Annotated in this window: 24 protein-coding genes and 1 pseudogene; 13 read left to right on the top strand and 12 right to left on the bottom strand. The window is 73.4% G+C overall.

Annotated elements, in window-relative coordinates:
- Window positions 1–112: 112 nt before the first annotated feature.
- Both ACIHAD_RS30715 and ACIHAD_RS30710 read right to left on the bottom strand, forming a co-directional pair.
- Window positions 113–598 (bottom strand): DUF4232 domain-containing protein, encoded by a 486-nt coding sequence (locus ACIHAD_RS30715; protein WP_397358137.1) that lies wholly within the window; start codon window positions 596–598, stop codon window positions 113–115.
- 340 nt (window positions 599–938) lie between these two features.
- Window positions 939–3,941, bottom strand: a complete 3,003-nt coding sequence (locus ACIHAD_RS30710) for a M4 family metallopeptidase (protein ID WP_397358136.1) — start codon at window positions 3,939–3,941, stop codon at window positions 939–941.
- Between the two features lie 234 nt (window positions 3,942–4,175).
- Here ACIHAD_RS30710 and ACIHAD_RS30705 point away from each other — a divergent pair, with 234 nt between their 5' ends.
- Genes ACIHAD_RS30705 through ACIHAD_RS30695 form a run of 3 tightly spaced genes read left to right on the top strand, consistent with a single transcriptional unit; the run spans window position 4,176 to window position 7,266 of the window.
- Window positions 4,176–4,463: a hypothetical protein gene (locus ACIHAD_RS30705; protein WP_397358135.1), complete on the top strand. Its 288-nt coding sequence runs from the start codon at window positions 4,176–4,178 to the stop codon at window positions 4,461–4,463.
- 26 nt (window positions 4,464–4,489) lie between these two features.
- Window positions 4,490–5,389, top strand: coding sequence for a protein phosphatase 2C domain-containing protein (locus tag ACIHAD_RS30700; RefSeq protein ID WP_397358134.1), 900 nt, complete (start codon window positions 4,490–4,492; stop codon window positions 5,387–5,389).
- Window positions 5,386–7,266: a hypothetical protein gene (locus ACIHAD_RS30695; protein WP_397358133.1), complete on the top strand. Its 1,881-nt coding sequence runs from the start codon at window positions 5,386–5,388 to the stop codon at window positions 7,264–7,266. The genes ACIHAD_RS30700 and ACIHAD_RS30695 overlap by 4 nt, the downstream gene beginning before the upstream one ends.
- Before the next feature lie 4 nt (window positions 7,267–7,270).
- On the opposite strand, the gene ACIHAD_RS30690 is transcribed toward ACIHAD_RS30695, so the two are convergent.
- Both ACIHAD_RS30690 and ACIHAD_RS30685 read right to left on the bottom strand, forming a co-directional pair.
- A complete protein-coding gene (locus tag ACIHAD_RS30690) occupies window positions 7,271–8,686 on the bottom strand; it encodes an amino acid permease (protein ID WP_397358132.1) in 1,416 nt (471 codons plus the stop codon).
- A 90-nt stretch (window positions 8,687–8,776) separates the two neighbouring features.
- Window positions 8,777–12,145 carry an OmpL47-type beta-barrel domain-containing protein gene (locus ACIHAD_RS30685; RefSeq protein WP_397358131.1) on the bottom strand — a complete coding sequence of 1,123 codons (3,369 nt, stop codon included), beginning with the start codon at window positions 12,143–12,145 and terminating at the stop codon, window positions 8,777–8,779.
- A gap of 249 nt (window positions 12,146–12,394) precedes the next feature.
- Here ACIHAD_RS30685 and ACIHAD_RS30680 point away from each other — a divergent pair, with 249 nt between their 5' ends.
- Genes ACIHAD_RS30680 through ACIHAD_RS30670 form a run of 3 tightly spaced genes read left to right on the top strand, consistent with a single transcriptional unit; the run spans window position 12,395 to window position 15,329 of the window.
- Window positions 12,395–13,531, top strand: a complete 1,137-nt coding sequence (locus tag ACIHAD_RS30680) for a winged helix DNA-binding domain-containing protein (protein WP_397358130.1) — start codon at window positions 12,395–12,397, stop codon at window positions 13,529–13,531.
- A 44-nt stretch (window positions 13,532–13,575) separates the two neighbouring features.
- A complete protein-coding gene (locus ACIHAD_RS30675; protein ID WP_397358129.1) occupies window positions 13,576–14,202 on the top strand; it encodes a transcriptional regulator in 627 nt (208 codons plus the stop codon).
- Window positions 14,199–15,329, top strand: coding sequence for an aminotransferase class I/II-fold pyridoxal phosphate-dependent enzyme (locus ACIHAD_RS30670; protein ID WP_397358128.1), 1,131 nt, complete (start codon window positions 14,199–14,201; stop codon window positions 15,327–15,329). Before ACIHAD_RS30675 ends, ACIHAD_RS30670 begins: the two co-directional genes overlap by 4 nt.
- A 27-nt stretch (window positions 15,330–15,356) precedes the next feature.
- On the opposite strand, the gene ACIHAD_RS30665 is transcribed toward ACIHAD_RS30670, so the two are convergent.
- The 6 genes and pseudogenes from ACIHAD_RS30665 to ACIHAD_RS30640 all read right to left on the bottom strand — a co-directional run bounded on the left by ACIHAD_RS30665 (window position 15,357) and on the right by ACIHAD_RS30640 (window position 18,567).
- Window positions 15,357–16,136: a TetR/AcrR family transcriptional regulator C-terminal domain-containing protein gene (locus ACIHAD_RS30665; RefSeq protein WP_397358127.1), complete on the bottom strand. Its 780-nt coding sequence runs from the start codon at window positions 16,134–16,136 to the stop codon at window positions 15,357–15,359.
- 141 nt (window positions 16,137–16,277) lie between these two features.
- Window positions 16,278–16,628, bottom strand: a complete 351-nt coding sequence (locus ACIHAD_RS30660; RefSeq protein ID WP_397358126.1) for a hypothetical protein — start codon at window positions 16,626–16,628, stop codon at window positions 16,278–16,280.
- 196 nt (window positions 16,629–16,824) lie between these two features.
- Complete coding sequence (locus ACIHAD_RS30655) at window positions 16,825–17,019, bottom strand: hypothetical protein (protein ID WP_397358349.1); 195 nt, start codon at window positions 17,017–17,019, stop codon at window positions 16,825–16,827.
- A gap of 4 nt (window positions 17,020–17,023) precedes the next feature.
- Window positions 17,024–17,362: pseudogene (locus ACIHAD_RS30650) on the bottom strand (alpha/beta fold hydrolase); the annotation flags it as partial.
- A 158-nt stretch (window positions 17,363–17,520) separates the two neighbouring features.
- Window positions 17,521–18,156, bottom strand: a complete 636-nt coding sequence (locus tag ACIHAD_RS30645) for a GNAT family N-acetyltransferase (protein WP_397358125.1) — start codon at window positions 18,154–18,156, stop codon at window positions 17,521–17,523.
- Between the two features lie 21 nt (window positions 18,157–18,177).
- On the bottom strand, window positions 18,178–18,567 hold the full coding sequence (locus ACIHAD_RS30640; protein ID WP_397358124.1) for a MerR family transcriptional regulator: 390 nt from the start codon (window positions 18,565–18,567) through the stop codon (window positions 18,178–18,180).
- A 54-nt stretch (window positions 18,568–18,621) separates the two neighbouring features.
- On the opposite strand from ACIHAD_RS30640, the gene ACIHAD_RS30635 reads away from it, so the two are divergent.
- Entirely contained in the window at window positions 18,622–19,866 is a 1,245-nt protein-coding gene (locus ACIHAD_RS30635) for an MFS transporter (protein WP_397358123.1), read from the top strand.
- On the opposite strand, the gene ACIHAD_RS30630 is transcribed toward ACIHAD_RS30635, so the two are convergent.
- Window positions 19,790–21,259, bottom strand: coding sequence for an LLM class flavin-dependent oxidoreductase (locus ACIHAD_RS30630; RefSeq protein ID WP_397358122.1), 1,470 nt, complete (start codon window positions 21,257–21,259; stop codon window positions 19,790–19,792). The genes ACIHAD_RS30635 and ACIHAD_RS30630 overlap by 77 nt on opposite strands.
- Window positions 21,260–21,337: 78 nt before the next feature.
- On the opposite strand from ACIHAD_RS30630, the gene ACIHAD_RS30625 reads away from it, so the two are divergent.
- Window positions 21,338–21,808, top strand: coding sequence for a MarR family winged helix-turn-helix transcriptional regulator (locus ACIHAD_RS30625; protein WP_397358121.1), 471 nt, complete (start codon window positions 21,338–21,340; stop codon window positions 21,806–21,808).
- A 108-nt stretch (window positions 21,809–21,916) separates the two neighbouring features.
- Here the strand turns inward: ACIHAD_RS30625 and ACIHAD_RS30620 are convergent, their stop codons facing one another.
- Window positions 21,917–22,876, bottom strand: coding sequence for a DsbA family protein (locus tag ACIHAD_RS30620; RefSeq protein WP_397358120.1), 960 nt, complete (start codon window positions 22,874–22,876; stop codon window positions 21,917–21,919).
- 57 nt (window positions 22,877–22,933) lie between these two features.
- Between ACIHAD_RS30620 and ACIHAD_RS30615 the strand changes: the two genes are divergently transcribed.
- From ACIHAD_RS30615 to ACIHAD_RS30595, 5 genes are all read left to right on the top strand, one after another.
- Window positions 22,934–23,497: a TetR/AcrR family transcriptional regulator gene (locus tag ACIHAD_RS30615; protein WP_397358118.1), complete on the top strand. Its 564-nt coding sequence runs from the start codon at window positions 22,934–22,936 to the stop codon at window positions 23,495–23,497.
- A gap of 140 nt (window positions 23,498–23,637) precedes the next feature.
- Window positions 23,638–24,612 (top strand): small ribosomal subunit Rsm22 family protein, encoded by a 975-nt coding sequence (locus tag ACIHAD_RS30610; RefSeq protein WP_397358117.1) that lies wholly within the window; start codon window positions 23,638–23,640, stop codon window positions 24,610–24,612.
- 27 nt (window positions 24,613–24,639) lie between these two features.
- Window positions 24,640–25,407, top strand: a complete 768-nt coding sequence (locus tag ACIHAD_RS30605; RefSeq protein WP_397358116.1) for a GNAT family N-acetyltransferase — start codon at window positions 24,640–24,642, stop codon at window positions 25,405–25,407.
- A 44-nt stretch (window positions 25,408–25,451) separates the two neighbouring features.
- A complete protein-coding gene (locus tag ACIHAD_RS30600; RefSeq protein ID WP_397358115.1) occupies window positions 25,452–26,339 on the top strand; it encodes a pentapeptide repeat-containing protein in 888 nt (295 codons plus the stop codon).
- Between the two features lie 29 nt (window positions 26,340–26,368).
- The gene (locus tag ACIHAD_RS30595) at window positions 26,369–26,848 is read left to right on the top strand and encodes an RrF2 family transcriptional regulator (protein ID WP_397358114.1); all 480 of its coding nucleotides are present in this window, start codon (window positions 26,369–26,371) and stop codon (window positions 26,846–26,848) included.
- Window positions 26,849–26,867: the final 19 nt, after the last annotated feature.

Below are 26,867 nucleotides of genomic sequence, written 5' to 3'. Positions count from 1 at the left end.
GCGACCGCTGGGCGGCTGGATGGGCTGCCTGGCGATGATCCTGATCTCGCTGCTGCTGTCGATCGTGCTGACGGTCGTCGTCAACTGGCTGCGCTGACCAGCCCCGCGGACGTCAGGCCAGCGGCGTGACGTCGAGCCGTCCGCCGTCGCACACCTGGCCGGCGTCGAACGGGACGTTCACGTACGACTGCTCGTCCGGCGGGATGACCAGCAGGCGGGCCGCGCTCGGGCAGCGGGTCTCGTCGCCGGTCTCGACGACCGTCCAGTGCAGCGTCGTACGGGCGCTGCCGCCCGGCTTGACGGTCACCTGATGCTTGGCCCCGGCGGTGCGGCGCACGCGGGTGCGGAGGGCGTCGCCCTGCTTGTCGATCATGATCAGGCCGGGGTGGCCGTACAGGGTGCAGGTGGTGCGTGAGCTGTTGGTGAACACCAGCGGCGCGTTCCGGTTGCCGGCGCCGGCGTCGATCGTGCCCAGGCGCACCTGGAGCTGGGCGGCCGAGCAGCGGCGGACGGGGGCGGACCGGCCGGCCAGCGCCGGCGCGGCCCCGCCCGCCAGCAGCAGCCCGGCCACGAGCGTGGCGGTGGTGAAGCGTCTCATGTTGTGTTGGACGCGGGAAACGCGGCGAAAGTTATGGCCGGCCGTCACCTCGTCCGTTCACGGTTGGTGACGACGCGGTCCCCGGCGGCGGGAAGGCCGTGATCAGCAGGCGCCGGCCGCCCTCGTGCAGGCCGTCCCAAGGGAACCAGGTCTAGGGCACGCGGATGCGGTGGCGGCGCACGGGCACTCACACCCAGGACAGGCGGCCGAAGGCGCTCACCCTCCTGAAGGGCCGCGTACTTGATCAAACAGTGGGAAACCAGAACGGAGGGGGTCCGGTGGGACCCCCTCCGCTCCGGCCCTCAGTCACCCCCCGGGTTGCGGGGCACTGGGCGGATCGTCATCCGATCCGCTGCCATAGAGCCGGTACGACGTCGGGCGTCCAGTCCGGTTGCGAGGTGTGGGCGATCACGCAGCGGTAGCGGACACCCTGGTAGGTGACCTCGTCGCCGGCGTTGTAGGCGTGCCATTCCTGCCACGTGTCACCGCCGCCGCCGTTCACCGTCAGCGAGAACGACGTGCCGTGGCCGGCGGCGCCGTTCGCGTTGAGGGTGATCGTGTACGTCTGCGCCGGCGTGCCGGCCGACGTGGTCACCGTCACCGTGGACGACTCGCCCGAGTTGATGGACGACGGGCTGAACGTCACGGTCGCGCCCGGCGGCACGCCGTCGGCCGCCAGCGTGAGCGGGATCGGCCGGCCGGTGGTGACCTGCGTGCTCAGCGTGGTGGTCGCCGTCCCGCCCGCCTGGACGGTGGCCGACGACGGGTCGGCGGCGACGGTGAAGTCGCCGGCCGGCGTGCCGCCGGTGACCGTGAGCGCGTAGCTCGCCGTCTGCGTCTGGGCCGTGCCGGCGGCCGTCACCGTGATCGGGTACGTGCCGTTCTTCGCCGTCGAGGCGACGGTGAAGGTCAGCCTGGACGACTGGCCCGACTGGATCGTGGCCGGGTCGAAGGCCGCGGTGACGCCGTTCGGCAGCTTGGTGGCCGACAGCGTGACCTGCTGGGGCTGCCCGCCGGTCGTCGCCGTGTTCACCGTGGTGACCGCGGTGCCCCCGGCCGTAGCGGTGCCCGCCTCGGGGTCGAGCCGGACGGAGAACGCGTCCGGGTCACCCGGCCGGGAGACGGTCAGGGTGTAGTTCGCGGTCTGCGTCTGGGCCGTGCCCTGGGCGATCACCTGGACGGTGTACGTCCCGGCCGCCACGGTGGACGCCGTCGCGATCGTCAGAGCCGACGACTGGCCCGACTGGATGGTGGCCGGGTTGAACTGAGCGGTCACGCCGGCCGGGAGCGTCCCCGTCCTGAGCTGGACCTGCTGGGCGTTGCCGCTCGTGGTCGTGGTGGTCAGCGTCGAGGCGGTGCTGCCGCCCGCGTCCACCGACCCCGAGGCCGGGCTGAGCGCCAGCGAGAACTGGTCGAGGATCGGCCGGTTGACGGTGAGCGAGTAGTTCTGCGTCTGCGTCTGGGCCGTGCCCTGCGCGATCACCTGCACGGTGTACGCCCCGGGAGCCGCGTTCGCCGCCACGTTGAGGGTCAGCGTGGAGGACTGGCCCGACTGGATGGTGGCCGGGTTGAACTGCGCGGTCACGCCGGCCGGGAGCGTCCCCGTCCTGAGCTGGACCTGCTGGGCGTTGCCGCCGGTCGTCACCGTGGTCAGGGTGGTGGTGGCCGAGCCGCCCGGGTCGGCAGCGCCGGAGCCGGGGCTGACCTGCAGCGAGAAGGTGTCCGGGTTGGCCACGCAGCTCGGGTCGCCGGTGGCCCGGACGCTCACGGCGTCCCAGGCGGCCTTGACCGCGTTGAACTCCACGCAGCTGTTCGGGAACAGCGACTTGGCGGCGTTGAGCGAGGCCACCCGCGCCTTGGCGTGGGTCCACGGCTGCGTCTTGGCCTGCAGCGTGCCCATGAAGATCTTGCCGGCCTTCTGGATGCCGATGCCGGTCACGGATGAGGGGCCGCCGGAGCAGATCGGGCTGGAGGGCTTGCCGCCGCCGGGGTTGTTGCCCTCGGCCAGCAGGTAGAACCAGTGGTTCTGCGGCCCGGCCGCCGCGTGCACCTCGGTGTTGGGGATCGAGGAGCTGTAGCAGTTGGGGTCGCCCACCTGGGACGGGTTGTACATGTACCGGATCGGGCCGTTCCCGACGAGGTTGACCTCTTCGCCCACCTGGTAGTCCGGCGGGTCGTTCGGGTTGTTGGCGTAGGCCTCGGTCAGCGCGCCGAAGATGTCGCCCGTGGACTCGTTCAGGCCGCCGACCTCGTTGTTGCCGTTGTCGCCACCGGGGGTGTTGGTGAAGACGGAGTGGCCGAACTCGTGGCCGACGACGTCCATCGGGGTGGCCTGCTGGTTGCCGGCCTGGTTGTGGCCGAAGGTGGTGTACGAGCCGTTCCAGAACGCGTTGACGTCGTTGAGGCCGACGCGGATGGGGAACGAGCGGCCGTTCCCGCTGTGGCCGTTGCGGCCCAGCCAGTCCCGCAGCATGTTCCATTCCATCTGGGCGGCGTACAGCGCGTCCACGCAGGCCGTCTCCAGGTCGGTGCCCGACCCGTTGCCCCAGGAATCGGTGCTCTTGGTGTAGGCCGTCCCGCCCTGGCCGCCGCACTGGAGGCCGGGCCTGGTGGCGTCCACCATCCGGTACGAGCCGGCGGAGCCGCTGGTGTCGATCGTCACCGTGCCGTCGTAGAAGCCGCGGCCGGTGCCCTCGTGCACCTTGTCGAACTTGTCGATCAGCGAGCCGGAGCGCGCGTCCACGAACACGTCGAGGACGCTGGGCCTGCCGGTGGCCGTCCGCCCGGTGACCTGCACCCGCCAGGCCAGCCTGGGCGTGGCGGTGGTCGCGTGGACGACCAGCTCGGCCGGGGTCAGCTCGTCCACGTCCGGGAGGAGGGCTCGGGCGGTGGCCGCGGCCTGCCCGCCGGTCACCGACGGCTCGACGCCGATCTTGATCTTGGCGGTCTGGCCGGTGACCACCTGCTGGATCACCTGTCCGGCCCGGTCGGTGCCGACGACGACCTCGCCGCCGTAGACGGGCAGGCCCTTGTACGTGCGTTCGTAGGTCAGATATTGCAGGCCGTAGGTTCCGGCGATGTTGGCCGACAGAGTGAAGGCGTCGCCGGAGCCCTTGTGCAGGCGTCCGGCGTCGGCGGCGAGTGCCGCGTCGGCGTTCACTTTCGCGCGGTCGCGCGATTTGGGGTCCGCGGGGGCGAACGCCGGTGGTTCGGCCTTGGCGATGGTGGTCGCCGCGGTGGATAAGTGCGCCTTCGACGTGGCGCCGGCGGCGCCCGTCATCGGGACGGTCAGGGCCGCCGCCGCCAACACGGCGATCGCGCCTGACTTGAACGTGCTGTTCACTCTGGGTGACTCCTCTCACATGTCCCCGGGGGGTGTGGGGATCGAAGGAGCCCTTTGGCTGGGGCTTGCTTAAAGTTGCCACCCAAGGTCGTCAGGCGAACAGCTCACAACTTTCCATAACGCCACGGTATGCCGGGTGCACCGGGAGATCCGGGTTCGCAAATCCTTGATCTTCATCAAACGGACGCTGATATCCTCCGAAAAAGGGCGGGCTCGAAGGGCGGTGGGCGCACGGTGGCCAAGGCTAGGGGCGTCCTGCTGCCCGCCTACGTGGCCGCGGACGAGTCCGCGTCGATGGGGCCGTACCACCACGCGCGGGCCGAGACGACGGTCCAGGTGGCGACCCGCCGGGAGTTCGCCTTCGTGGCCCTGCCCAGCGCCGACATCGGCACGGCGATCGCCGAGTTCTTCCACGCGCTGACGGCCGGCCTGGTCGCCTCCGGCCGGGCCATGGCCCAGGGCGACCCGCAGCTCGTGGTGAACCGGCCCGAGCAGTTCCGGCTGGCGATCGACGAGGTCTGACACCGCGTACGGACGCAGGAGGGCACGTGCAGCACGCACCGGAGCAGGCAGGCGGGATCCGCGTCTGGGAGCGGGTCGTGGTCGACGTGCCCGGCCCGGAGTTCGAGCCGGCGCCGCCGCGCCCGCAGGGAGGCACGTGCCCCGACGCCGAGTGCGACGGGTGGTCCACCCCCGAGATGACGCTGCGGTCGGCCTCGGTCCGGGGCGAGCGGCACCGCTACTACCGCCAGCCCCGCCAGGACGCCGCCTGCGCCGTGCTCCACGAGCAGACCGGCACCGTGGTGTTCGCCGTGGCCGACGGGCTGTCCGGGGCGTCCGCCTCGACGGTCGGGGCCTCGGAGGCGTGCCGCGCGGCGGTGTGGGCCGTCCACGCCCAGCTCGACGAGGGCCGTGCGGCCCCCGATCTCGTGGCGGTCCTCCGGCACGCGGCCGGGACGCTGCACCGGCAGGCCGCGGCGATGTTGCGGCGGGAGCCCGACCTGGCCCAGGTCGAGGAGTTGCTGGCCACCACGCTCGTGGCCGGCACGGCCCGCGCCGGCGCGCACGGCGTCGAGGTCTCGCTGATCCGCGTCGGCGACTCCGGCGCCTGGGCGCTCGACCTGGCCGGATCCCGGTTCCTGCCCCTGTTCGAGCTGAAGACGGACGGCGACGTGGTTCCCACCTCGGTCACCGCCCTGCCCAGGGTGCCCGAGCGGCCCGAGCGGTGGTCCGGCACGCTGGCGCCCGGCCAGGTCCTGCTGGTGGGCACCGACGGCTTCGGCGATCCGCTGGGAGACGGGGACGGCCAGGTGGGCGCGCTGTTCGCCGCGCACCTGGCCGCGCCGCCGTCCCCGCTGTGGCTGGCGCACCTGCTCGACTTCTCCCGGGAGACGTTCGACGACGACCGGACGCTGCTGGCCCTGTGGCCGAGGGGCGCGGCCCGATGAGCGGCACGGACCGGGCGGACCTCGTCCTCGGCCGGCGTCTCGGGCAGGGCGGCCAGGGCACGGTCCACGAGGTGCCCGGCCGCCGCATCAACGGCCAGTGGGACGTCGCCTACAAGGAGTACGACCCCGCCGTCCTGCCCCACCTCGACGCCGGCGTCCTGACCGAGATGGCCGGGCTGATCGGCCGGCTCCCCGGATGGGACGCCGCCTGGCTGTGCGACAAGACCGCCTGGCCCGCCGAGGTCGTCGAGTCCGGGGGCGAGGTCCGCGGCTTCCTCATGCGGTCGGTGCCCCACCGGTTCTCCGTCGGCCTGCGGACGCTGTCGGGGACCGAGCGCCGGCCGGCCACGATGGAGTTCCTGCTCAACGACGACGCCTACGTCGGCGGCATCGGCCTGCGGATCAGCGACCGCGACCGCCTGCTGCTGCTGGCCGACCTGGCCGACACGCTCGCCCGCCTGCACGCGATGGACATCGTCGTCGGCGACCTGTCGCCCAAGAACCTGCTGTTCGCCACGGAGGGCTCCCCGGAGTGCTTCCTCATCGGCTGCGACGCGATGCGGCTGGCCGGGGCGGAGGCGTTACCGCAGATGGAGACGCCCGACTGGCAGATCCCCGCCGACGAGCCCAAGGGCACCCCGCAGGGCGACGCCTACAAGTTCGCGCTGCTGGCCGTCCGGGTCCTCGCCCGCGACCAGACCTCCACGGACCTCGGCCGGCTGGCCGCCGCCGGCCCCGGGCTGGCCGACCTGGCGGCGGCGGCGCTCCACGGGCCGGCCGACCGGCGGCCTGGTCCGGAGCGGTGGGCGGGGGAGCTGCGGCGGGCCGCGTCGTCGGCCTCGACCGCGCCCACCCTCGTACCGCCGCCGGGCCCGATGCGGCCGGGCCCGATGCGGCCGGGCCCGATGCCGTCGGGCCCGATGCCGTCGGGCCCGATGCGGCAACCTCCCATGCCGCCGCCTCCTTCCGGGCCCATCCCGCCGCCTCCCTCCGGGCCCGCGGGGCCGCCCCCGCCCGGCACCGGCCTCAGCACGGGGATGAAGGTCGGCCTGGGGGCCGGCGTCGGGGTGATCGGCGTGGTGCTCGCCGTGGTCGGCGCGGTGGCGGTGGTCTCGGCGGTGAAGGGGCTCGGCCGGGAGAGCGGGGAGAGCCTGCTGACGGCGGCGTCCTCCGGCACGCCGGCCGTCCCCACGCCCTGGCCGTCGCCGTCCTCCGGCTCGCCGTGGCCCACTGAGCAGCCCACGGAGACACCCAGCGAGACACCCAGCGAGACACCCACTGAGACGCCCACGCTCGACCCGCCCACCGACGAGCCGTTCGACCCCGGCGACCTCGACCGCCAGGACACCGACCCGACCCCGCTCACGCCCGGCGCCCTGCTGCCCGACTCCTTCACCACGGCCAAGGGCGTGCGCTACACCCTCCGGTCGAGCGGCGTGGACAAGTGCCCGGACGCCTACCACGCGGCCAACGTCCGCTCGGTCCTGCGCAAGGCGCGCTGCTCCAAGATGGTCAAGGGCTCGTACGTGAACCCGGGCGCGCCGGCGAACAAGCGGATCATGGTCTCGGTGTGGGTCGTGCCGCTGAAGAACGACGGCCGCGCCGACACCGCGTACGCGCGGCTCGACGACGCCTACGCCGACGCCTGGGGGATCGTGTGCCCGAGGAAGGGCCCCGGCTCCGGGTTGTGCCACTCGACGAGCTGGAGCAGGGCCCAGACCTGGGGATGGGTCGGCTACACCCACCGCTACCTGCTGCACACCATGGCCGTCTACACCAACCGCGCCAACGCCACCAGCACCCGTCCCTGGCTCAAGGACGCCTCCAAGGCGGCGTACAAGGAGATCGGGCCCATGGTCTACCAGGACGGGAACTGACGCGTCAGTCGCGGCGGTTCAGCACCGAGTGGCGGCGCCCGTAGGCGAAGTAGATCACCAGCCCGATCAGGAACCACACGACGAACCTGAGCCAGGTCAGCGGCTCCAGGAACGTGATCAGCCAGATGGAGAAGAGCACCCCGATCGCCGGCACCACCGGCATGCCCGGCATGCGGAAGCCGCGCGGCAGGTCGGGACGCCGGTAGCGGAGCACGATCACCGCCGCGCAGACCACCACGAAGGCCAGCAGGATGCCGATGTTGGTCAGCTCCGCCGCCTCCCTGATCGGCAGGAACCCGGCGATGAGCGCCGAGGCGACGCCGACGATCCAGGTCACCCTGACCGGCACGTGCCGTACGGGGTGGAGCTTGGCGAACCAGGACGGCAGCAGCCCGTCGCGGCTCATCGCGAACCACACGCGGGTCACGCCGAGCATGAAGGTGAACATGACGGTCAGGATGCCGACGATGGCGCCGACCGCGATGACGCCGGCCAGCCCCGACAGCCCGACGGAGGCGAACGCCGAGGAGAAGCCGCTCTCGGGGTCGATGTCCTGGTAGTTCTGCATGCCGGTGAGCACGAGGCAGGCCAGCACGTACAGGACCATCGAGATGGCCAGGGAGTAGAGGATGGCCTTGGGCATGTGCCGCTGGGCGTCCTTCGACTCCTCGGCGGCCGTGCTCATGGCGTCGTAGCCGAAGACGGCGAAGAACACGGTGGCCGCGCCGGTCACCGCCCCGCCGAACCCGAAGGGGAAGAACGGCGTGTAGTTCTCGGTGCGGACGTAGAAGAAGCCCACCACGATCACCAGCAGCACCACCGCGACCTTGACCATGACGACGAACGTCTCGAACCGGGCGGCCGACCGCATCCCGAGGTTGAGCAGGAACGCGATGAACAGGCACAGGATGCCCGCGAACAGGTCGACGACGTGCCCCGGCCCGGTGCCCGGCGCGCCGAGCATCCAGGCGGGCAGGTCGATGCCGAGCTGGCCGAGGAGGAAGCCGAAGTAGCCCGAGATGCCGATCGCCACGACCGCGACGATGGCGGTGTACTCCAGCAGCAGGTCCCAGCCGATGAACCAGCCGACGATCTCGCCGAGCACGGCGTAGCCGTAGGTGTAGGCCGATCCGGCCTTCGGGATCATGCCGGTGAACTCCGCGTAGGAGAACGCGGCGGCGGCGCTGGCGATGCCCGCGATCAGGAAGGAGATCACGACGGCGGGCCCGGCGGTCTGGTTGGCGACGGCGCCGGCGAGCGCGAAGATGCCGGCGCCGATGATGCCGCCCACCCCGATCGCGGTGAGCTGCCAGAGCCCGAGCACGCGGTTGAGTTCACCCTCGTGCTCGGTGGCGATCTGTTCTACCGGTTTGCGGCGGAAGATTCCGGACCCGCCGCCGAAGCCTCGCGCAGACGTCATGGCGGGGTCCTGCCCTGACAGGATGCCCGCCATGCGCATGACGGCGGAAGTCGGACGGGCCGGCCAGGGGGGAGTCGGCCCGTCCGCGACCTAGCCGGCGCGTCCCACGGTGACCCTGGCGCCGGCCTCGGTGGCGTTGCCCGCCCGGTCGACCGCCCGGTACGTGACCGTGTACACCCGGTCCTCGCCGCCGTCCCGCTCGGCGCGCAGGGCGAAGGAGGTGTCGGCGGTGCCGTAGGCGGCACCGCGGACGTCGTCCTCGGCGTCGCCCTGGGAGCTGGTGATCGAGACCAGGGTGACGGTGACCGGCCCGGCGTCGGCCGCCTTCAGCGTGACCTGCACCGGTGCCGGCTTGTGGTTCGGCGGCCACAGGCGGGCGGGGTCCGGCGTGACGGTCAGTGTGGGGGCCGTCGTGTCGATCCGTACGGTGACCGTCCTGGGCTCCTCGACGTTGCCCGCCCGGTCGGCGCTGCGGAAGGCGAGCTCGCTCTCCCCTTCGCGGTCCACCCGCACGGGGGCCGTGTAGGGCTGCCAGGGGCTGTCGCCGAGCCGGTACTCGGTGCGCTCGACGCCGGAGCCCGCGTCGGCGGCGGTCAGGACCACCGTGACGGGCCCGTCCGACCAGCCGGAGGGCACCCCGGACGCGGTCGTCACCGGCGGCTCGCCGTCCTCGGCCCCGGGGGCGGAGTGGATCTTGAAGCCGTCCACGATGAAGTACGAGCCGTCCTTCTTGACGCCCTTGAGCGTGTGCGGGCCCGGCGCCAGCCCGGTCTTGGTGTAGACGACCTTCTGGTACTCCCGGGTCGGGTTGCCGTTGTCGATGGTGGCGTCGAGCTTGCCGTCCAGGTAGAGGTCGACCTTGCCCTCGTCGGAGTTGACCTGGGCGATGTACTCGACGCCGGTGCCGTCGAAGGCCAGCTCGAAGGAGTCGCCGTCGGTCTGGGTGGCGTGCAGGTCGTCGAGGGTCGAGCCGCCGCCGCCGCGCCGGTCGTTCTTCCAGTCCCAGCCCTGGCCGGTGTAGGTGACGCCGGAGACGTTGTCGATGGTCTCCACGCCGTACGCCTTGGTCAGACTCAGGTCCGTCAGCGCCTGCGCGCGCCACACCTTCAGCGGCACGGGCCGCCCGGCGGGCGTGCGGTTGTAGACCTTCCAGAAGCTGTCGCGGTCGGTGACCTTCGTCCCGGCGATCTCCCTGATCACGTCGCCGGTCCGCAGCCCCTGCCCGTGGGCGTGGGACCCGGCCGGGACGGCGGCCAGGAACAGGCCGTCGTAGTCGGTGAGCCCGACCGAGGACTTCACCTCGTCGCTGTGGACCTCGGTGACCGTCGCGCCCATGAGCGGCTCGGCCAGGTTGCCGATCGTCATGCCGGTCTCGGGCTCGCGCCAGGTGAGCGGCGGCGGCGTGGGCGAGCCGGGCTTGCCGAACCCGGTCATCGGGAACGGCTGGAAGCCCAGCGCCAGCGCGGGGGAGCCGGCCTTGAGCGTGTAGTCGAGCTTGGCCGGGTCGGCGTACGGGCTCGGCCCCTCGAACAGCGGGTCGGCGACGACCGAGCGGGTGTCGAGCCCGCGGGCCCGCCAGGCGGAGGTGATGTCGGCGACGGGCTTGCCGTTGTTCCAGAACAGGTTGTCGTCGTAGACGGTCTTGCTGGTGGACGGGTCGCTCTGGATGAAGTCGTAGGGGTCGTCGGTGACGAAGATGTTCTTCTCGACGACGTCGCCGTTGCCCTCGTAGGAGACGTGGAAGTGGCCGCCGCCGTTGACGAAGATGTTGCCGCGCACGGTCCTGAAGAAGCCCTCGCGCAGCTTCACCCCGCCGTTGAGCAGCAGGTTCCCGGTGACCTCGTAGTTGGAGGAGCCGTCGTCGAGGTCGACGTCCCAGTGGGAGGAGTGCCGGATCCGGTTGTGCCGGATCTTCGTCGTCTCCATCGCGTCGAGCTTGGCGTACGCCTTCTTCTGGGCGTCGCCGGTCGTCAGCGGCCAGAACCGGTCGCGGCCCCAGCTGTTGATCGGCCCGTGGTCGGAGGTCTCCTCGACGCAGTCGAAGATGTCGTTGTCCTCGATCACGTGCCCGCCCCACGTGCCGTCGTTGATGTCGACGCAGGCGCGCGGGCCGTCGTGCACGGTGTTGCCGGAGACCGTCACCCGGCGGCTCATCGAGATCTGCACGCCCGAGCTCTGCTTCTCGAACCGGCCGTTGCGGGTCATGTGGTTGCCGCTGATGGTGATGTCGCGCGGGTAGTCCTCGGTCTTCGGGCCCGGCGTGGTGTCGGTGATCGTGCGCCGCATGTCGTCCCAGGTGGACGGCTCGCGGACGGCCGCCGGCGAGCCGACGACCGCGACGTCGCTGGCCCCGGACTCGCGGAACTCGCCGCCGGAGACGACGTTGCCCTCGGCGTACCCGTCCATGAAGACGGCGTTGCCGCCGACCTGGTCGAACCGGGCGTCACGGATGGCGACCCGCTGGGTGTTCTTCAGGTAGACCGCGCCGGCCCGGACGATGGCCCAGTCGCCGAGCTGCAGCTTCTCGTACGGGCGGCTGAACAGCGTGCGGTGGGTCTGGGTGAAGGTGAACCCGGTGAAGGTGAGGTCGTGCACCGGCGAGGAGGGCGAGTCGCCGACGACGCGCACGAGCTCCTCGCGTTCGGCGGTCTCGACGCGGGCCTCGGCCGGGTCGAGACCGGCGGGCGGCTGGAGGTACAGGCGGCCGGCGTCCTTGTCGTAGAACCACTCGCCGGGGGCGTCCAGCTCCTCCAGGACGTTCTCGACCATGCGCTTCTGCGGGTGCAGGCCGTCGCCCCGGTTGTTGTCGCCGACCCACTTCAGGATCGGTTCGCCGCCGTCGCCGACGCCGGTCACCTTGAAGGAGTTCCCGCCCCATTCGCCCTGGTGCAGCCCGCGGACCAGCGCGGTCGTGGGGTTCTTCCAGCGGGCGACCCGTGCGGGGGAGATCGCGTCGGCGGCGTACCCGTCGAGCACGGCGACCTTGGGATCGGCGTTGGGGTAGCGGGCCAGGACCTGCCGCGTGCCGTCGAGGAAGAGCTCGTCGAAGTCGAGGCCCGCGCCGATGTCGGCGACCAGGGTCTCACCCTGGTACGGGGTCCAGGCGGGGGTCAGCCGGCGTCCGCCGCTGAGCACGACCTGCTCGCCGGCGGCCGCCTCGTAGACGGCCCCGGAGTCGGCGGGGGTGAAGGTCAGGGGCGCGGCGAGGTGGTAGACGCCGCCGCGCACCCGTACCCGGGGCGGTTCCGGCGCGTCGGGCAGGGCCGCGCGCACGGCGCGCTGGGCGCGCTCGATCGTCCTGAACGGCGCCGCCTCGGTGCCGGCGGCGGCGTCGTCACCGTCGGGGGAGACGTGGAAGACGGTGCCGGCCGCGTGGGCGGAGGCCGGGGTGAGGGCGGTCAGTCCGGTCGCGGCGAGAGATGCCGCGAGGAACAGCCGCCAGGGCTTGCCATGGCGCACAAGGGCCTCCAGTCGGGGGATGGCCCTCATTGTGGCCAACCCCTCCAGGGAAGGCGATCACGTCAAGGTCACGTTTCATCCGATCTATCAAGGTCTGTAGTCACCGCCTGGGGAAGAAACTGCGCTCGAATCCCTTTTTTGATCTCCTGGTGATCGGATCTCTGTCGCTCGCGCGCTCACGTAGGAATGCGGAAGGAACCTTGCCGCATCACCTCGTACGGTGAAGGGCGACGCACCGAGGAGGAATTCGTGATCGAACTGTCGTGGCCGCAGGTCAGCGCGAGGCGCCTGGAGCGCGCCCACCTGGCCGCCCCCGCCCCCGCCCCCGCCGCGGACAAGGGCCAGGCCGCCGTCGTGGCCGCCATGTGCGGGGCGCACGCCCAGGTCATGTCGGCGGCCGAGCTCTCGATCGCCCTGCGGCTCGGCGGGGTCACCCGCGCCCACGTGCGCGAGGCGTTGTGGGGCGAGGAGGCCCTGGTCAAGACGCACGGGCCGCGCGGAACCGTGCACCTGCTCCCGGCCGCCGACCTGCCCATGTGGCGGGGCGCGCTGTCGTCGATGCCCGCCGGGCCCACCGGACCCGAGGGCGTCCGGCTGACGGCGGAGCAGATCGGCCAGGTCGTCCAGGCCGTCCGCGACGTGCTGTCCGTGGCCGACATGACGATCGACGAGCTGAGCGAGGCGGTCGTCGCGGCCACCGGGCCGTGGGCGGGCGACCTCGTCGTACCCGCGTTCCAGGGCATGTGGCCGCGCTGGCGGCAGGCGATGACCGTGGCGGCGCACCGGGGAGCGTTCGTGTTCGGGCCGGCCAGGGGGCGCAAGGTCACCTACCGCGCCGCGCCGGACGTGCCCGTGCCGGCGGACGGGCGGGCCGCCCTGGTCAAGGCCTACCTGGCCGCGTACGGGCCGGCCACCTCGGCCCAGTTCGCCCAGTGGGCCGGGGCGCCGGGGCGGTGGGCGGCTGAGGCGTTCGCGTCGGTGGAGACCGAGGAGGTGCTGTTCGACGGGCGTCCGGCCCGGGTGCTGGCGGGGGACACGGCGGCGCCGGACGGGCCGCCGCGCGGTGTGCGGCTGCTGCCGTACTTCGACGCGTACCTGATCGCGGGCCGGCCGCGCGAGCTGCTCTACCCCGGCCGGGCCTGGCAGCGGGCGCTGGCCGGCGGGCAGGCGGGCAACTTCCCCGTGCTGCTCGTGGACGGCGAGGTACGCGGGGTGTGGCACCAGCGGCGCTCCGGCAGCAGGATCGACGTCACCGTCGAACCGCTGTGGGGCCTGACCGCCGCCCAGCTTCGCGAGCTCGACGAGCAGGTGGAACGGGTGGGGGAGATCCTGGAGGGCAGGCCGCGCCTGACCATCGGCCAGGTGACCGTGGGCGCGCACGCCTGAGCCTTCCTGGACATAGTGTCCAAACTGGACATAAGATCCGGCACGTGACAGAGACGGATGCCCGCGTGCGGCTGTGGTCGCCGGTGTGCGAGGCGGTGGCGGCGCTGCTGGCCCCGTACGCCGAGGTGATCCTGCACGACGTCCGCGGCGACCGGGTGCTGGGCGTGTGGAACCCGATGTCCGGGCGCGGCCCCGGCGCCCCCTCGCTGCTCGGCGAGCTGGACCGGCTGGACGCCTCGCCCGGCGGCGTCTACGGCCCCTACGAGAAGCTGCTGGCCGACGGGCGGCGGCTGTCGTCGGTGAGCGCCGTGCTGCGCGACCCGGGCGGCGAGCCGTCCGCCGTGCTCTGCGTGAACCTCGACCGCACCCCGCTGGAGCAGGCCGCGGCGCTGCTGGCCGCCTTCGCCGCGCCCTCGGCGCCCCGCCCCGAGGCGCTGTTCGAGCATGACTGGACCGAGCGCGTCCAGCAGATCGTCGGCGCCTACGTCCGCGAGCACGGCCGGCCGGTGGAACGGCTGACCCGCGCGGACCGCCTCGCCGTGATGGCGGAGCTCGACCTGGCCGGGGTCTTCGCCGTCCGGCGGGCCACGTCCGTCGTCGCGGGGGCGTTGCGGACCTCCCGCTCCACCCTCTACGCCCTGCTCGCCGAGCTCAGGAGGAGACGACCTTGACCCGACTGCCCGACTTCCGGCTGGAGGTCTACTTCTCGCGCTGGGAGTTCACCGCCCGGCACCACATGGCCGCCTCCGACGCGCAGACCATGACCATGGCCGACCTGCTCGCCCTGGCCGGCGACGACGACAGGCACGCCTGGGAGACGCTGTCGCTCGGCTACACCGAGACCTTCGGCGAACCCGGGCTGCGCCAGGCCGTCGCGGACACGTACGAGCGGGTCGCCGCGGACGACGTGATCGTCTTCGCGGGCGCCGAGGAGGCCCTGTACCTGGCCATGCAGGTGCTGCTCGGCCCTGGCGACCACGCCGTGGTGGTCACGCCCTGCTACCAGTCCGCCGAGACGGTTCCGGCGGCGTTGTGCGAGGTGACCGGCGTTGCGCTCGACCCCGGCCGCGACTGGGCGCTCGACCTCGACGCCGTGGCCGCCGCCATCCGGCCGAACACCCGCGTGGTGTCGGTCAACTTCCCCAACAACCCGACGGGCAAGGTCATCGGCGCCGCCGACCTTGCCCGGCTGGCCGAGCTGTGCGAGGAGCGCGGCGTCCACCTGTTCAGCGACGAGGTCTACCGCGGGCTGGAGCTCGACCCCGCCCGTACGCTGCCGCAGGCCGCCGACCTGTCGCCGACGGCGCTCTCGCTGAACGTCACCTCCAAGTCCCTCGGCCTGCCCGGCCTGCGCATCGGCTGGATCGCCTGCCGCGACCGCGAGCTGCGCGCCCGCCTCGAACGCGCCAAGCACTACACGACCATCTGCAACTCCGCGCCCAGCGAGATCCTCGCCCGCATCGCGATCAAGGCGCGGGAGACCATCCTGGAGCGCAACCGCGGGATCATCGCCGCCAACCTGCCCAGGTTCGAGGCGTTCTTCGGCGAGTTCGGCGACCTGTTCGAGTGGCGGGCGCCCGACGGCGGCTGCGTCACGTTCCCGCGCTACCTGGGGTCCGACGGCGTCGAGGTGTTCTGCGCCGAGCTGGTCGAACGGGCCGGCGTGCTGCTGCTCCCCGCGGGCGTCTACCGGTCGGAGCTCACGCCCACGCCGGACGACCGGTTCCGCCTCGGCGTGGGCCGCGCCGACCCCGGAGCGGCCCTGGAGGCCTGGGCCTCCTTCCTCAAGGGGCGCTGACCGTCCCGGCGGGCCCCGGCGCGCGGCTCAGCCCGCCTCGACGGCGGCCTCCACGCCGTCGAGCAGCACGGTGAGCCCGACCGTGAACGCCTCGTTCACCTTGTGCTCCAGGTACGGCTCGCCCTCGCCGGGGACGCCGCCCTCGCTCTCCACCCAGGCCACCATGGGGAAGCGGGCCGCGAACCCCGGCGCGACCTCCTCCAGCAGGCGTGAACGGGTGTGCCACCACTCCTCGTCCGACACGCCGGTGGCCGAGGGGGCCTGCCGGGACTCGGCGACCGTCCTGGCCGCGCCGCGGACGAAGTCGAACAACAACGAGACCACCCCGCGCAGCCGGGGCGGGCGCAGGCCGGTCTCGCGCAGGATCGCGACCAGGCTCTCCAGCAGCGCGAACTCGTTGGGGCCGAGCACCGGCCGGGCCTGCGACACCTGGAGCACCCAGGGGTGGCGCTGGTAGAACTCCCACAGGTGCTCGGCCCACGCGGTGACCGCCGCCCGCCAGCCTCCGGCCAGGTCGTGGCCGGTGGGCAGCTCGCCCAGGGCCTTGTCGTACATGAGGTCCACCAGCTCGCCCTTGCTGGGGACGTAGGTGTAGAGGGCCATGCCGGTGCGGCCCAGCCGTTCGCCGACCTTGCGCATGGACAGCGCGGCCATGCCCTCGGCGTCGGCGACGGCGATGGCGGCGTCGACGATGACGTCCACGCTCAGGCCCGGCTTGGGGCCGGGACGCGACTCGACCGGCTCCTCGGTCCGCCACAACAACGCCATCGAACGGCGCGCGTCCCCCTGCCCGGCGAAGACGACCACAGTACCGACACCCCTCTGCCGTGGATCTCTTTACGGCAGAAGATATCAGCGGCCGGGGCCCTGCCCGGGGCCGCCGCGGGGACGCGCCGATCCCGGCACCCTCGCGGGGCGCCGGGATCGAGGTGTGTGAGGGGGCCGGTCCTAGACGCCGACGCCCGCGCCCGGGCCGTAGCCATGGCCGATCCAGTTGCCGTTGCCGCTGCCCGGCCAGTTGTGGCGGTCGTGGTCCTTGTGCTTCCAGCCCCAGCCCTCGTCGTCGGAGTCGAAGCCGTGCTCGCCGCCCTTGCAGGCGTCGGCGTCACGCGTGCCGGCGAACCTGCCCTCCTTCGTGACGTGGTGGTACGTGGAGTCGTCGTTCGTTCCGAGGCTGCAGTTGTCCGGGTACCAGTGCCTCTCGTCGTTCCAGGTGTCCGCGGCGGCCACGCCGGCCATGCTGAACACCGTGGCCGCGACGAGCAGCGCACCGCCGGCGGCGATGAGGTTACCTCTCATGAGCTCCCCCTGTAATCACGAAGTGACATCGGCCATCACTATACGTAGCGATCTTGGACGGCTTCCGCTGCGCCACACCTGGTTTCTCCCAACAGCGGGCCCCCGACCAGCAAACTCCCGGACACCGGCGGCCCCGGCCTGGCAAGGGTTCACGGGCCGCCGGCTCACCGCGCTTCAGGTCACGAACCCGCCGCGCTCAGGCGAAGAACTCGGCCAGCGCCGGCGCGAGCACATCCGGTCCGACGTCGTGGAACCCGCCCGGCAGACGGCGGTGCCGCGCCCCCGGCACGGTCCCGGCGACCGCCACCGTGGACGCGTGCAGACGCTCCGGACTGGCCTGGCTGTCGACGAGGAGCGTGGGCACGGTGACGGCGGCGTACCAGGACAGCACCGCCGCGCCGCCCCTCCTTGACCAGCCTGTCCAGCTCGTCGCCCAGCCCGGCGTCGTCGCCGAGCGGCGGCGGCTCGAACAGCGCCAGCCTGGCCATCGGCACCCCGGCCGCGGCCGCCTCCAGAGCCAGCACCGCGCCGGAGGAGTGGCCGAAGACGCGTACGTCGCCTCCGGCCCGCCCGATCACGGCGGTCAGGTCGTCCACCTCCCGCGCCACGGCGAAGTCCGCGCCGTCGGCGCCGTCGCCGCTGTCGCCCCGCCCGCGCCGGTCATAGGTGAGGACGGTGAAGCCGCGGGCCGGCTCGGCCGCCAGCGGCCCGCCCGGCCCGAGCCGCGGAAGCACATCGCGCCGTCCACCAGGACGACGGCGGGCCCCTCGCCCACCTGGTCGTAGGCGATGCGGGTGCCGTCACCGGAGATGACTGTGTTCATCGTTGTCCCTTTCCGTTCAGTTCCGATGCCCTGCCGACGAACGGAACCCGCCGGGACAGACACCTTCGTTCAGCTGTCTTCAGGAACGAGCAGCACCTCGGCGCCCATCGGCAGGTAACCCGCCGCCAGGAAGGCCCGTACGCTCGCGGCGTTGCCCGGCGCGATCTGCGCCCACAGCGGGCCGGGCGCCAGGTGCCTGGCCGCCGTGGCCAGCGACCTGCCGAGCCCGCGCCCGCGGTGCTCCGGCTCCACCTCGACGGCCGCCTCCCAGCGGCCCGCCACGCCGCGTCCCAGCGTGACCAGGCCGCCGCCGTCGCCCGTCACCCACACGCGCACGGCGTCCCGGTGGCGGCGGGCCCGGACGACCCGCGGATGGTCGCCGGCGGTGAGCTCCTCCAGCGGCAGCGGCGGCGGCCCGGGGAGCGGCGCGGCCGCCGCGAGCAGGTCCAGGTTGCCGGTCCGCCGGCCGGTCTCGGCCTCCATCGCCGTCAGGAACGCCGGCATGAGCGGGGCCGACAGGTCGCCGGCGGGCAGCAGGGCGTGCACCCGCGCCGGATCGACGTCGGCGAAGACCAGCGTGTGGGCGGTGAAGGCGATGATCCCCGCGTCGCGCTCCGACGGCTGGGGCAGGACGGTCACGGTGCCGTCGGGGGCGGGCGGGCGGCCCGCCGCCGCGTCCGCGAGAAGGTCGGCCAAGGTCTCCATGCCCTCATTCCAGCAGAACGATCAGGCGGAGGACGCGCCCTCCTCCGAGGCGGACCGCACGGCGGCCAGGTAGGCGTGGATGGCGTCCCGGTTGCGGGACAGGCAGTCGATGCGCTGCTGGATGCGGCCCGCCTCCGCCTGCAGCAGCTCGGCCAGCTCGGGCGTCAGGCACTCCGGGTGCAGGTGGATCTCGTCCGGCCTGGTCAGGAACGGCAGGATGCGGCGGATGATCTCCGTGGTGAGGCCCGAGTCGAGCAGGCCGCGGATCTGCTGGACCCGGTAGACCGCCGGCTCGGGATAGTCCCGGTAGCCGTTGCCGGCGCGGTCGGGGTGCAGGAGGTCCTGCTCCTCGTAGTAGCGGAGCATGCGCGTCGGCACGCCCGTACGCTGGGACAACTGTCCGATCTTCATGCTTTCCTCGGAGATTTGCCTTCACACTGATGTGAGGGTTTCAGCATAGGCGGCATGTCTCCTGCGAAACTCCCGTGGGCGGGTTTGCTCGCGCTGTTCACGGCGGCGTTCACGGCCGTGATGACCGAACTCCTCCCGGCGGGCCTGCTGCCGCAGCTCGCCGCCGCCCTCGACGTGCCGGAGGGAACGGCCGGCTTCCTCGTGACCGCCTACGCGGTCGCCGCCTTCCTGGCCGCGATCCCGCTGACCGCGCTGCTGCGCGGGCTGCCCAGGCGGCAGGTGCTGGTGGCCGCGCTCTGCGGGTTCGCGCTGCTCAACGCGGTCACGGCGGTGTCGTCGTCGTACCCGGTGACGTTCGGGGCGCGGGTGGGCGCGGGGGTGATGGGCGGCATCCTGTGGGCCATGCTCGTCGGGTACGCCGCCCGCATGGTCCCCGCCGAGCGGCGCGGGCGGGCCATCGCGATCGTCTCGGCCGGGATCACCGTGGCCTTGTGCGCGGGCATCCCGGCGGGGACGCAGCTCGCGGCGGCCGTCGGATGGCGGGCGGCGTTCGGGTCGCTGTCGGCGGTGGCGCTGGTCCTGGTGGGCTGGGTCCTGTGGAAGGTGCCGCCCTTCCCCGGCGAGCCGGCGGCGCGGCGGGTGCCGCTGCGACGGGTCGCGGTGATCCCCGGCGTCAGGACCGTGCTGGCGGTGACGCTCCTGGTGCTGCTGGGGCACCAGGCGATGTACACGTACCTGGCGCTGTTCGCGGAGCGGGCGGGGTTCGGCCGGCCGGGGACCGTGCTGCTGGTGTTCGGCGTGGCCACGGTGGCGGGCATCTGGGTGGTCGGCGCGGTGATCGACCGGCGCTCGCGGGCGACCCTGCTCGCGGTGCTGGCCGCGGTGGCCGCGTCCATGTCGGCCCTTGGTCTGTACGCCGGGTCCGCCGGGGTGCTGCTGGGCGCGGTCGCGTTGTGGGGCATGGCGTTCGGGGGAGCGCCGACGCTGCTGCAGACCGCGCTGGTCGCCGCCTCGGGGCCGGACAACGCCGACGTGGCCACGTCGATGCAGACCACCGTCTACAACGCGGGCATCGCGGCCGGGTCGCTCACCGGCGGGCTGGTGCTGGAGGGCGCGGGGGCGGGCGCGCTGCCGTGGACCGCGCTCCCGGCGGCCCTGGCCGCTCTCGCCGTCGTGGCCGCCGCCCGCCGGCACGCCTTCCCTGCCCCCGGCGGCCTCGCGGTCAGAAGCCGTGCCTCGACAGCGGCGCGACCAGCTCCCGCTCCTCGTACGACAGATGGGACAGCAGTGCGTCGCTGAGCAGGTCGACGGCGGCGCGCAGGTCGTCCAGGCCGCCGGGCTCGCCGACGAAGGCGACCAGCGTCCGGTCCACGCGTTCGATGATCTTGTGGATGGCCTCGTGCTCCTCCTGGAGGCGGTCCAGCACGGGCGCGAGCCCCGGCTCGGCCCGGCGCAGCTTCGGGAAGACCATGCTGTCCTCGCCGGTGTGGTGCATGGTGACGAGCCTGCAGTACGACTCGCAGTACGCCCCCAGCGTCCAGTTGTTCTGCCGCATCGTCATGGTCGCGATCTGCGAACGGGCGGCGCCCGCGTCGATCGTGCCCGCGGCCACCTGCTCGACGAGGTCGCGGAGCTGGGCCAGCTCGGCGCGCAGGTGATCGTGCACGTCCACGAGGTGCTGCCCGGCGGCCTGCTCCGGCGGGGTGTGGCGGCGGCCGGGGTCGGGGTCGGGCGCGGTGGGGCGGGTGGCCTCGTCCCAGACGCGGGTGCCGGCGTGGGTCCCGATGCCGGTCCCGGTGCGGTGTTCCGGCGACGGTTCCGGCGACCGCCCGCGTCCGGCGGCGACCAGCTCGCGTACGGCGGGGGCGGTCTCGGCGGCGAAGCGCTCGATCTGGCGCGCATCCCCGGACATGAGGATGAAGACGCTCACCCCGTGGACGAGGGCCAGCTCGGCGAGCTGCTCGGCGGGCAGCGGCTCGCCCAGGTTGAGCAGCCGCCGCACGTCGGACGGCGACCGTCCGGCCTCCGAGGCGGCCTCGTCGATGACCGCGTTGCCCTCGGCCAGCGCCGTGGTGTCCTTGAAACGGGGGAGCGAGGGCAGCCAGCCGTCGGCCAGCCGCCCGGTGAGCCGGAGCATGCGCGGCTTGTACGCCCCGATCCAGATCCCGATGTCGTGGGCCGGTCGCGGGCCGCGCTTGAGCCCGTCCACCCGGTAGTGCTCGCCGCGGTGGTGGACGCCGCCGCGCGTGCCGGTGTCCCAGATCGCGCGGATGATCCCGATGCCCTCCGCCAGCGCGTCCACGGCCTCGGCCGGCGTGTGCCGGGGGCCGCCCATGGCCTCGATGGCGTCCCAGTACCCGCCCGCGCCGAGCGCCAGCTCGAACCGGCCGTGGCTGAGCAGGTCGAGGCTGGCCGCGGCCTGGGCGAGCACCGCGGGTGGGCGCAGCGGCAGCGGGTGCACGTTGCCCGCCAGCCGGATGCGCTCGGTGCGCGCGGCGACGAAGCTGAGCAGCGTCCAGGTGTCGAGCAGGGCGGGCTGGTAGGGGTGGTCCTGGAAGGTCACCAGGTCGAGCCCGGCGCGCTCGGCGAGCTGGGCGAGGGCCACGACCTCGTCCGCCTGCCCGGCGGCCGGGACGAGGTTGGCGCTGAACATCAGGTCGTGACCGTAGTCGGGCATGAGGGGCTCATCCATTAGTTGGCTGTACGAACTGTTGGTGTCGCGAAGTAAATTTAGTTCGTGCCGCCAACTACTGTCAATTACACTGGTCGCATGGTCGCCACCGAAGCGCCCGGCCTGAGCCTCACCGAGGCGCTCGTCCGCCTGGCGCACCTGGTCCAGCAGGTCTACGGCGAGGTCAGCAGGGAACACGACCTGACCCCGCAGCAGGCCCAGCTCCTGTGCCTGCTGGTCGGCGGGCCCATCGGGATGACCGGGCTGACCCGGGCGCTGCACCTGGAGAAGTCGAGCCTGACCGGGCTCGTGGACCGCGCCGAGAAACGCGGGCTGGTGGCCCGGGTGCGCGACGAGCGGGACCGCCGCGCCTGCCTGATCGAGCTGACCTGCGCGGGCGCGGAGATCGCGGTGCGCGCCCACGACGGGGTGGCGGCCCGCCTGGAGACGCTGGCCGCCGGCCTGCCCACGGCGCACCGCGACCTGCTGGCCGGGGTCATCGGGACGATCCTGGCCGAGGACACCGACCGTACGGGCCGCACCTGGGCCGGCCTGGAGCCCGGCCGCTGATCGGGCCGCTGATCGGGACCGGCCCGGCCTGGTCATAGGTGATCTTCACCCCGGCGACCCGCTCCCGCCGGGGGGTGGGAGCGGGTCGCGTTCGCCACGGGCTCGGCGTCAGGCGTAGTCGGGGGTCATGACGGCGGCCAGGGTCAGGTGCGGGGCGGCCTGCTCCGGGTGGCCCTGGCGGTGGAGGGTGCGGCCGAGGAGGTGGCGGGCGTAGGAGTCGTCGGGCGCGTCGGCGACCAGGCTCTCCAGGGCCGTACGCGCCCGGCCGAGCTGGGCCGAGGCGAAGTACGCCCGAGCCGCCAGCAGCCGCACCCCGCGATCCGTGCCGTGCTCGTCGAGCAGCGGGCGCAGCAGCGTCAGCGCGCCGAGCGGGTCGCGCTGGTCGAGCAGCGACTCGGCGAACCGCAGGCGCTCCACCTCGGCGGGCAGCCGCCTGGCCGGGTGGGCGGCGGCGTCGGTCAGGAAGTCCCTGATCACGTCCGGCGGCTGGGCCCCGGCCAGGGCGCGGTCGCCCGCCACGATGGTCGGCGACGTGCGCACGCCCTTGGCCTTGCCCGTGAGCAGCAGCTCGCGCACCAGGCCGGCGCCCCGCCCGTCCCACGGCACCCCGGCCTCGGCGGCGATCGCCGACAGCACAGCCGGGTCGCCGATGTCGCGGGTCTCGACGAAGTGCGCCGACAACACCCGCTCGACCACGGTCGACTGCCGCGCCGCGCCGCCCGTCTCGTACGCCACGGCGATCAGCCGGTGCGCCTCCAGCGTGTTGGGCCGCCAGGCCGCGCCCCACTGCTGCCCGAGCCCTTCGCCGGCGGCGATTCCGGCCACCCGCACCCGGTTGTCCGCCGGGGACGGGCCGGGCGAGCAGGCCCGCAGCGTCTCCTCGACCATGGGGTCGCGCAGCGCCGCCGCCAGGGGCTCGGCCTTCGCCGGGGCCGACGGATCGATCTGGTACGGCCGCCAGACCATCTCGACCGGCTCGCCCTCCCAGGACGCGAGGGCCTTCTCCAGCCGCCGCTTCCCGATGTGGGCCCATCCGCAGACCACGTCCGCCCAGACTTCGATTCGCATGACCGGCAATCTATGCGACAACTGTCGATTAATCAACATGTGTCGTATAGTGGCGGCGTGAACCCGGAGGATCCGCGCGCGCGGCGTACGCGTGCCCGTCTCAAGGCCGCCGTGCTGGAGCTGGCCGTCCGGCAGGAGCTGGGCAGCATCACCATGTCCGCGCTCGCCCAGCACGCCGAGGTCAACCGCGCCACGATCTACCTCCACTATCCGGACGTCGACGCGCTGGTCACCGACGCCATGGAGGACGCCGTCACCGCCGTGGCGCGGGCGGCCGCCCTGTGCCCGCTCGACGCCCCCCGCGACCGGCCGCCGGCCCCGCTGGCGGAGCTGTTCGACCACGTCGCCGACAACGCCACCCTGTACGAGCGCATGCTCGGCGGCCAGGGCAGCGCCCGCTTCGCCGCCCGGATGCGCGAGCGGCTCACCGAGGAGCTGACCGGCCGGTTCGCCGCGGGCGGCCGCCCGGCGGGGTTCGAGGACGTGCCCGCCGACGTGCACGCCGCCTTCCTGGCCGGGGCGCTCATCGGGGTGATCACGCACTGGGTGTGCGGCGGGCGGCGTGACTCCGCCGCGGCCCAGTCGTTCTGGCGCCTGTTCCGGCCTCCGGTGCCCGGCTGAGCTCCGCTTCCGCCTTGATACGCTGCGTCGCGACATCGCTGGACAGATGGGGGTTCGCCCGCGTCTCGCAGGGGCCGCGCTCCTCGCCCGAAGCGGTCGCCCGCCCCTTCCCGACACCGCCCGACCGCCAGGACGACACGATGACCATCCTCCCCGACGAGCTCAGGACCGCTCTGGACGCGGCCCTGGCCCGCTACGCGCCGCACGACCTGTCCCGCGCGATGGAACAGCTCACCGAGCGCTACCGCACCGGTCCGTCCGCCGCCGCGCCGCACCTGCGCACCCCGGCCGACATCGCGGCCTACGCCGCCTACCGCATGCCCGCCACGTACGCCGCCGCGGGCACGGCCATGCGCCAGGCCGCCGCGATGACCCCCGGCTTCGCGCCGCGGACGCAGCTCGACGTGGGCGGCGGCACCGGGGCGGCGGTCTGGGCGGCCGGGCCGGTCTGGCCCTCGCTGGAGCGCGTCACCGTCGTCGAGCACGACCCCCAGATCATCGAGCTCGGCCGGCGGCTGGCCAGGACCGCGCCCGTACGCGACGTCACCTGGCGGCGGGCCTCGATCGACCCGGGGCTCGACCGGCCCGCGGCCGACCTGGTCACCATGTCGTACGCCCTGAACGAGCTGCCCCCGCAACGGCACGCCGACGTCGTGCGCTGGCTGGCCGGGGACGCGACGATGGTGATCGTCATCGAGCCCGGCACCCCCGCCGGCTACGCCAACATCGCCACCGCCCGGCAGGCGCTGGCCGGCTGCGGCCTGACCGTCGTCGCCCCCTGCCCGCACGACGGCCCCTGCCCGATCCGGCAGGGACGCGACTGGTGCCACTTCTCCGTACGCCTGCCGCGCACCTCCCTCCATCGCCGCGTCAAGTCGGGCACGCTCGGCTTCGAGGACGAGAAGTTCTCCTACGTGGCCGCCGTACGGGGGGAGTGGCCGCGGGCGGCGGCACGCGTCCTGCGCCACCCGCAGAAGCGCAAGGGCATGGTGTCGCTGAGCCTGTGCACCGGCGACGAGGGCCTGCGGGACGTGGTCGTCTCCAAGCGGCAGGGCGAGCTGTACCGGCTGGCCCGCGCCGTCGAGTGGGGCGACGACTGGCCCGCCGCCGACTGACCGCCGCCCGGCGGTAGGGTCGGCGGAATGGATCAGGATGAGGTGCTGGCGCTGTTCGACCGGCAGTCGCGGCGGGAGGCGCGCCCCGACGGGCCGGACGCCAGGGTCGAGCGGGACGGCGACGTGGTCCGCCAGGTCGGGCCGCCGCACGCGTGGAACGGCGTCCTGTGGTCCGGCCTCGACGAGGAGAGCGCCGACGCGGCCGTCGCCCGGCAGGTGCGCTTCTTCGGCGACCTCGGCCTGGGGTTCGAGTGGAAGCTGTACGCCCACGACCGGCCCGCCGACCTGGCGGACCGGCTCCTGGCCGCCGGGTTCGCCGCCGAGCCCGCCGAGACCGTGATGGTGGCCCGGATCGCCGACCTCGACACCGGGGTCGAGCCGCCCGACGGCGTGCGCCTGGTGCCGGTCACCGACGCGGCGGGCGTGGAGTCGCTGGCGAAGGTGCACGAGCTGGCCTTCGGCGCCGACAGCCGCCGTCTCCGCGACCACCTGCTGGAACGCCTGTCCGACGACACCGTCGTCCCCGTCCTGGCGGTGGCCGGCGGCCGGCCGGTGAGCGCGGCCCGGCTCGACCTGCCCCCCGGCACGAGCTTCGCCGGGCTGTGGGGCGGCGGCACGGTGCCGGGCTGGCGGGGGCGCGGGCTCTACCGGGCGCTGATCGCCTGGCGGGCGCGGCGGGCCGCCGAGCGCGGCTACGACTACCTCCAGGTCGACGCCTCCGACCAGAGCCGGCCGATCCTGCTCGGGCTCGGGTTCGTCCCGCTGACCACGACCACGCCGTACGTGCGGTCCTGAGTCCGCCGGTACCCTGGGCACACCCCGTCGTGACAAGGAGAGCGTTGCCCGAGAGGACCCCGCGCGAGCTCGGCCTGCTGGCCGACTGCGAGAGCTGTTTCGGCCTGTGCTGCGTCGCCCTGCCGTTCGCCGCCTCGGCCGACTTCGCCGTCGCCAAGGACGCCGGCCGCCCCTGCGTCAACCTGCGCGACGACTTCCGCTGCGGCATCCACGCGCAGCTCCGGCAGCGCGGGTTCCCCGGCTGCACCGTCTTCGACTGTTTCGGCGCCGGGCAGAAGGTCTCCCAGGTCACCTTCGAGGGCCGCGACTGGCGTGCCGCGCCCGAGACGTCCGGGCAGATGTTCGCGGTGTTCCCGGTCATGCGGCAGCTGCACGAGCTGCTGTGGTACCTCGCCGAGGCGGTGACCCTCGACGCCGCCGCGGAGATCGCCCCCGAGCTGCGGGCGGCGTACGAGGCGACCGAGCGGCTGACCCGCGAGAGCCCCGGCGTCCTGGAGCGGCTCGACGTGGCCGCCCACCGGGGTGAGGTCAACACGCTGCTGCTGCGTACGAGCGAGCTGGTCAGGGCCGGTCGGCGGGGCAGGGAGCACCGCGGGGCCGACCTGATCGGCGCCGACCTCAAGGGCGCCGACCTGCGCGCGGCCAACCTGCGGGGCGCCTGTCTCATCGGCGCGAACCTGCGCGGGGCCGACCTGCGCCTGGCCGACCTGATCGGCGCCGACCTGCGGGGCGCCGACCTGTCCGGGGCCGACCTCACCGGCTGCGTCTTCCTCACCCAGGCCCAGGTCAACGCCGCCAAGGGCACCCCCGCCACGAGGCTGCCCGCCTCCCTGACCCGCCCCGCCCACTGGACGGCCTCCGCCGGCGAGCCGGCGCCGCGCGGCCGGCGAGGCAGGGCCGGATCCCGCGGCGGGCAGGGCCGCCGCGGCTGATCTGAAAGGGACATGTAGTATCCCCTTTCATGCGCATGGGTGAAGGCGTCGAGTGGGGGCTCCACTGCTGCCTGGTGCTGGCGTGGTTGGAGGACGAGGCCCCGCTGCCCACCGGACGGCTGGCGGCGCTCTTCGAGCTGCCGCCCGTCTACCTCAAGAAGCGGCTCCAGGCGCTGGTGCGCGCGGGCATCCTGGCCTCGGTGCCGGGCGCGCAGGGCGGGTTCAGGCTGGCCAGGCCGCCCGCCCGGATCACGCTCATGGACGTCGTGGCCGCGGTCGAGGGCCCGGACGAGGTGTTCAGGTGCACCGAGATCCGGCAGCGCGGCGCGGGGGCCGAGGCGCCCGCCCGCGAGTTCGCCCAGCCCTGCGGGGTCGCGGCGGCCATGCGCCGGGCCGAGCTCGCCTGGCGGCGCGAGCTGGCCGCCCAGACCGTCGCCGACCTCATGGCCGCGGCTCCGGCGAACGCCCCCGACCGCGCGCGTCGCCATTACGAACGCCTTCGCGGCTGAATTCGACCCCCGCCCTCAG

Source organism: Nonomuraea sp. NPDC052265 (assembly GCF_044547985.1).
Lineage (GTDB): Bacteria > Actinomycetota > Actinomycetes > Streptosporangiales > Streptosporangiaceae > Nonomuraea.
Note: the sequence above shows the minus strand (reverse complement) of the source record. Positions and strands in the feature narration are given on the sequence as shown.

Coding starts and splice junctions, on each gene's coding strand:
- ACIHAD_RS30715 (WP_397358137.1), bottom strand. CDS start 598: ATGAGACGCTTCACCACCGCCACGCTCGTGGCCGGGCTGCTGCTGGCG.
- ACIHAD_RS30695 (WP_397358133.1), top strand. CDS start 5,386: ATGAGCGGCACGGACCGGGCGGACCTCGTCCTCGGCCGGCGTCTCGGG.
- ACIHAD_RS30690 (WP_397358132.1), bottom strand. CDS start 8,686: ATGACGTCTGCGCGAGGCTTCGGCGGCGGGTCCGGAATCTTCCGCCGC.
- ACIHAD_RS30660 (WP_397358126.1), bottom strand. CDS start 16,628: ATGAGAGGTAACCTCATCGCCGCCGGCGGTGCGCTGCTCGTCGCGGCC.
- ACIHAD_RS30645 (WP_397358125.1), bottom strand. CDS start 18,156: ATGGAGACCTTGGCCGACCTTCTCGCGGACGCGGCGGCGGGCCGCCCG.
- ACIHAD_RS30640 (WP_397358124.1), bottom strand. CDS start 18,567: ATGAAGATCGGACAGTTGTCCCAGCGTACGGGCGTGCCGACGCGCATG.
- ACIHAD_RS30635 (WP_397358123.1), top strand. CDS start 18,622: ATGTCTCCTGCGAAACTCCCGTGGGCGGGTTTGCTCGCGCTGTTCACG.
- ACIHAD_RS30630 (WP_397358122.1), bottom strand. CDS start 21,259: ATGGATGAGCCCCTCATGCCCGACTACGGTCACGACCTGATGTTCAGC.
- ACIHAD_RS30625 (WP_397358121.1), top strand. CDS start 21,338: ATGGTCGCCACCGAAGCGCCCGGCCTGAGCCTCACCGAGGCGCTCGTC.
- ACIHAD_RS30620 (WP_397358120.1), bottom strand. CDS start 22,876: ATGCGAATCGAAGTCTGGGCGGACGTGGTCTGCGGATGGGCCCACATC.
- ACIHAD_RS30610 (WP_397358117.1), top strand. CDS start 23,638: ATGACCATCCTCCCCGACGAGCTCAGGACCGCTCTGGACGCGGCCCTG.
- ACIHAD_RS30605 (WP_397358116.1), top strand. CDS start 24,640: ATGGATCAGGATGAGGTGCTGGCGCTGTTCGACCGGCAGTCGCGGCGG.
- ACIHAD_RS30595 (WP_397358114.1), top strand. CDS start 26,369: ATGCGCATGGGTGAAGGCGTCGAGTGGGGGCTCCACTGCTGCCTGGTG.